Origin of the sequence: Rhodovulum sp. (genome assembly GCF_011048875.1) — a bacterium.
GTDB lineage: Bacteria > Pseudomonadota > Alphaproteobacteria > Rhodobacterales > Rhodobacteraceae > Rhodovulum > Rhodovulum tesquicola.
Window position 1 is genome coordinate 1 of the sequence record NZ_DSDD01000159.1, and the last position, 4,727, is coordinate 4,727.

At 70.8% G+C, this 4,727-nt stretch carries 3 protein-coding genes and 1 pseudogene; 3 read left to right on the plus strand and 1 reads right to left on the minus strand.

From position 1 onward, the window contains the following. The 3 genes and pseudogenes from ENN83_RS05630 to ENN83_RS05640 form a co-directional block, all read left to right on the plus strand. A pseudogene (locus tag ENN83_RS05630) lies at positions 1-765 on the plus strand (hypothetical protein); the annotation flags it as partial. Continuing rightward, a complete protein-coding gene (locus ENN83_RS05635; protein WP_287185045.1) occupies positions 762-1,688 on the plus strand; it encodes a site-specific tyrosine recombinase XerD in 927 nt (308 codons plus the stop codon). The pseudogene ENN83_RS05630 and the gene ENN83_RS05635, both read left to right, overlap by 4 nt. A 66-nt stretch (positions 1,689-1,754) precedes the next feature. After that, positions 1,755-3,062 (plus strand): HlyC/CorC family transporter, encoded by a 1,308-nt coding sequence (locus ENN83_RS05640; protein WP_287185048.1) that lies wholly within the window; start codon positions 1,755-1,757, stop codon positions 3,060-3,062. Positions 3,063-3,212: 150 nt separating this feature from the next. On the opposite strand, the gene ENN83_RS05645 is transcribed toward ENN83_RS05640, so the two are convergent. Further along, positions 3,213-4,727, minus strand: a 1,515-nt coding sequence (locus tag ENN83_RS05645; RefSeq protein WP_287185051.1) for a helicase HerA-like domain-containing protein, incomplete at its 5' end; no start/stop codon positions are given.

Genomic DNA, 4,727 nt, shown 5'->3' on the forward strand with positions numbered 1-4,727 from the left:
CTGATCTTCCGCATGCGCGAGGCGGTGGGCGAACCGCTGGGCACGGTGACGCTGCCGCTCGCCTTTGCGCGGTCCGACCTGCGCACGACTGCCGGATGGAAGGCGCGGATCGAGGCGGCCGAGCGGCTGGCGCGGACCGGCGCGCTGGCGCCCAACCAGTTGCTGGGCATCTGGACCGAGCGCAAGCCCGCCGCCTCGGGCGGGATGTGGGACCGTGTTGCGGCGTTGCAGGCGTTCGACGTGGCGATGATCGCAGGCCAGCCCGGCGCCATCGTCGCCGCGCTGATGCCCGCCTGGGAGGCGATGCTGGGGGCCGAACTGGAGGTGGCCTTTGCCCAGCTTTACGGTGCGCGGCTGGCGCGGCTGGGCCTGCCCGGCGAGGCCGGTGCGCTGGCCTTCCGGATCGGGCTGCTGACCGAAGAATACGAGGCCGTCGCGCTGGCGCGCGCGCCGGTCTCGGACGAGGAGCGGCTGCTGATCGGGATCGCCACGGGCGCGACCGAGGGGCTGGAGCCGCCCGATGCGCTGGGCGCGGCGCTGATCGAGGGGTTCACGAAGACCGAACCCGGCCCGGCCGAGGCGCGCCTGCTGGCCGAGGCGAGGCTGGGCGAGGCGATCCTGAGCGCGATCGACCTGATCACCGACGGGGCGCGCGGCAATCTGGGCGAGGTCACGCGGGCGCTGGTGCTGATGCGGCGGCTGGGGCTGGAATCGGTCGCAAGACAAGGTGCGCTGCAACTGATCCTGCTGGAGCGGCGGGGATGAACGGGGACGCGCTGCGCTGGATCGCGACCTTCCTGGAGGCGCAGGCGGCCGAACGGGACGCCGCGACCAACACGCAACTGGCCTATGCCCGCGACCTGCGCGATTTCGCCGGGTGGCTGGAGCGGCGGGGGCTGGCCTTCGAGGGCGTGGGCGAACGCGACATCACCGCCTATCTGGTCACCTGCGAGGCCGAGGGTCTGGCGCTGGCCACCCGAGCGCGGCGGCTGTCGGCGATAAAGCAACTCTTCCGATTTGCCTATGACGAGGGCTGGCGCGACGATAACCCGGCCTTGCAGATCAAGGGGCCGGGCAAGGCGCGGCGGCTGCCGAAGACGCTGAGCCATGACGAGGTGGACCGTCTGCTGGCGGCGGCCGACGCCTCGCCGCGGGATGCAGGGCGCAATGCCTGTCTCGTGCAACTGCTTTACGCGACGGGGATGCGGGTGAGCGAGCTGGTCTCGCTGCCGGTATCCAGCGCGCGGGGGGATCCGCGGATGCTGCTGATCCGGGGCAAGGGCGGCCGGGAGCGGATGGTGCCGCTGTCGCGGCCCGCGCGCGCGGCGCTGGCCGACTGGCTGGTCGAACGCGATGCGGCCGAGGCGGCGGCGCGCGCGGCGGCCAGCCGGTTCCTGTTTCCCTCGCGCGGGCGGCTGGGGCATCTGACGCGGCACCGGTTCTACGGGCTGATCAAGGAGATCGCGGTGGCCGGGGGCATCGACCCGGGCAAGGTGACGCCGCATACGCTGCGCCATGCCTTTGCGACGCATCTGCTGGCGGGCGGGGCGGATCTGCGCTCGATCCAGACGCTTCTGGGGCATGCGGATGTCTCGACGACCGAGATCTATACCCATGTTCTGGACGAGCGGCTGCGCGCGCTGGTGCTGGAGCATCACCCGCTGGCCCGCGGAACGGACGCGACTTGAACCGGGGGCCGCTGCGGCCCATAACTTGGACGATGACGCGGGACGATCGGTCCGACAGAGAGAGTGATGGAAAGCCCTGCCCTGCTGCTTGACGCAGCCTTCTTCGCGACGATTGCCGCCATCGTTCTGCTGCTGTTGCTGTCGGCCTTCTTCTCGGGGTCGGAAACCGCGCTGACCGCGGCCTCGCGCGGGAAGCTGCGGGCGCGGGCGGATCGGGGCGAACGCGGCGCGGAGCGGGCGCTGGAGATCACCGAGGACAACGAGCGCCTGATCGGGTCGGTGCTGCTGGGCAACAACATGGTCAACATCCTGGCCGCCTCGCTGGCCACGGCGCTGTTCACGCGGGCCTTCGGGGAATCCGGCGTGGCGCTGGCGACGCTGGTGATGACGCTGCTGGTGCTGATCTTCGCCGAGGTGCTGCCCAAGACCTATGCGATCACCAATGCCGAGACGGCCGCCGTGCGGGTCTCGCCGGTGATCCGGCTGGTGATCCTCGTCTTCTCGCCCGTGGTGGTGGCGGTGCGCGCGCTGGTGCGGCTGCTGCTGGCGGCCTTCGGGGTGCGCACCGATCCCGACAGCCGGATCCTGGCCGTGCGCGAGGAGATCGCAGGGGCACTGCAACTGGGTCATTCCGAGGGGCTGGTCGAGAAGGAGGATCGCGATCGCATCCTGGGCGCACTGGATCTGGGCGAGCGGACGGTCGAGGAGATCATGCTGCACCGTTCGCAGATCGAGATGATCGATGCCGACCTGCCGCCCGAGGAGATCCTGTCGCGCGCGCTGGACAGCACGCATACGCGGCTGCCGCTGTTCCGCGGCGATCCCGAGAACATCGTCGGCGTGATCCATGCCAAGGACCTGTTGCGCGCGATGGACAAGCTGGTGCGCGGCCCCGATGCCAGCGCCGAGAAGCTGAAGGAATTCCGGGCGCTCGATGTGGCGCGCAAGCCCTATTTCGTGCCCGAGACCACGACGCTGGACGACCAGATGCGCGAGTTCCTGCGCCGCCACAGCCATTTCGCGCTGGTGGTGGACGAATATGGCGCGCTGCGGGGGCTGATCACGCTGGAGGACATCCTGGAGGAGATCGTGGGCGAGATCACCGACGAGTTCGACCTGGATGCCGAGCACCCGCTGCGCCAGACCGAGGATGGCGCGGTGCTGGTCGACGGGGCGATGACGATCCGCGACCTGAACCGGGCGATGGACTGGGCGCTGCCCGACGAGGAGGCCAACACGATCGCCGGGCTGGTGATCCACGAGGCGCAGTCGATCCCGACCCAGGGGCAGGTGTTTTCCTTCCACGGCTTCCGTTTCGAGGTGTTGCAGCGCCAGGCCAACCGGATCACGCGGCTGAAGATCCGGCCGTTGTGAGGGAGCCCGGGGGCGGCTCCCGCCCCCGGCCGGCGCAGGGCGCAGGCGCCCCGCTTGTCCGGGGTTGGGCGTGGCGCCCGGCCGGGCCGGGCGTGCCTCCGGCGGGGATATTTGGGACCAGAAGAAGGACCGGAGCAGCGGGCGGGCCGATCAGCGGCCCTTGAAGAGGCCGCCGAGGATGCCACGGACGAGGCGTTTGCCGGTGGTGCCCGAGAGTTCCTTGATCAGCGCGTCGCCCAGGGCGGCGCCCAGGCTGTCGGGCGGCGGGCGGCGGCGCGCGGCGGTCGTGCTGCGGGACGGCGCGGAGTAGCGGCGCGCGGCGCGGTACTCGCGTTCGGCCATAGCGGCCGCCTGGTCGCGGCGGGTGGCCTCTTCGGCGTCGCGGGCGGCCTGGGCGGCGCGGCGGGCCAGCATCTCGTGGGCGGAATCGCGGTTGATCGGCTGGTCATACCTGCCCGCAACGGGCGAGGCGGCGATCAGGGCAGCGCGCAAGGCGGGGTCGATCGGGCCGAGTTGCGAGGAGGGCGGGCGGATCAGGGTGCGCTGGGCCATGCCGGGCACGCCCTTGTCCTCGAGCAGGGAGGTCACCGCCTCGCCGACGCCGACCTCGCGGATCGCCTGCGCCGTATCGAAATCGGGATTGTCGCGATAGGTTTCGGCCGCACGCTTCAGCGCGGTGCGGTCGCGCGCAGTGAAGGCGCGCAGCGCGTGCTGCACCCGGTTGCCGAGCTGGCCCAGGACATCCTGCGACACGTCGTCGGGATTCTGGGTGACGAAATAGACCCCCACCCCCTTGGACCGGATCAGGCGCGCGACCTGTTCGACCTTGTCCACCAGCGCCCTGGGGGCGTCGTCGAAGAGCAGATGCGCCTCGTCGAAGAAGAACACGAGGCGCGGCTTGTCCTGGTCGCCCACCTCGGGCAATTCCTCGAAAAGCTCGGACAGCAGCCACAGCAGGAAGGTCGCGTAAAGCCGCGGCGCGCTCATCAGCGCGTCGGCGGCGAGGATGTTGATCCGGCCGCGGCCGTCGGGATCGACGCGCATCAGGTCGGCGAGATCGAGCGCGGGTTCGCCGAAGAGCCGCGCACCGCCCTGGTTTTCCAGCACCAGCAGCCGACGCTGGATCGCGCCGATCGAGGCGGGCGCGACGGTGCCGTAGCTGAGCGACAGCGCGCCGGACCGTTCGCCGACAAAGGCCAGCATCGCGCGCAGGTCGGCGAGGTCGAGCAGCGGCAGGCCCTCGTCATCGGCGAGGCGGAAGGCGACGTTCAGAACGCCCTCCTGCACCTCGTTGAGATCGAGCAGGCGCGACAGCAGCAGCGGCCCCATCTCGGCGATGGTGGTGCGGATCGGGTGACCCTGGGCGCCGAAGAGATCCCAGAAGGTGACCGGGAAGGCCGAATAGGCGTAATCGGCAAGCCCGATGGTTTCGGCGCGGGCGCGGAAGGCGTCACGCAGCCTGGACTCGGGCCGGCCCGGCGCGGCAAGCCCGGCGAGATCGCCCTTGATGTCCGACAGGAAGACCGGAACGCCGGCCGCCGAGAAGCCTTCGGCGAGGATCTGGAGCGTCACGGTCTTGCCCGTGCCGGTGGCGCCCGCGATCAGGCCGTGCCGGTTGGCGTAGTCGAGGCGGAGATGTTGCGGCGCCGCGTGATCGGGACCGGC

Excerpts from the sequence above, each read along its gene's own strand:
- ENN83_RS05635 (WP_287185045.1), top strand. The coding sequence starts at position 762 with ATGAACGGGGACGCGCTGCGCTGGATCGCGACCTTCCTGGAGGCGCAG.
- ENN83_RS05640 (WP_287185048.1), top strand. The coding sequence starts at position 1,755 with ATGGAAAGCCCTGCCCTGCTGCTTGACGCAGCCTTCTTCGCGACGATT.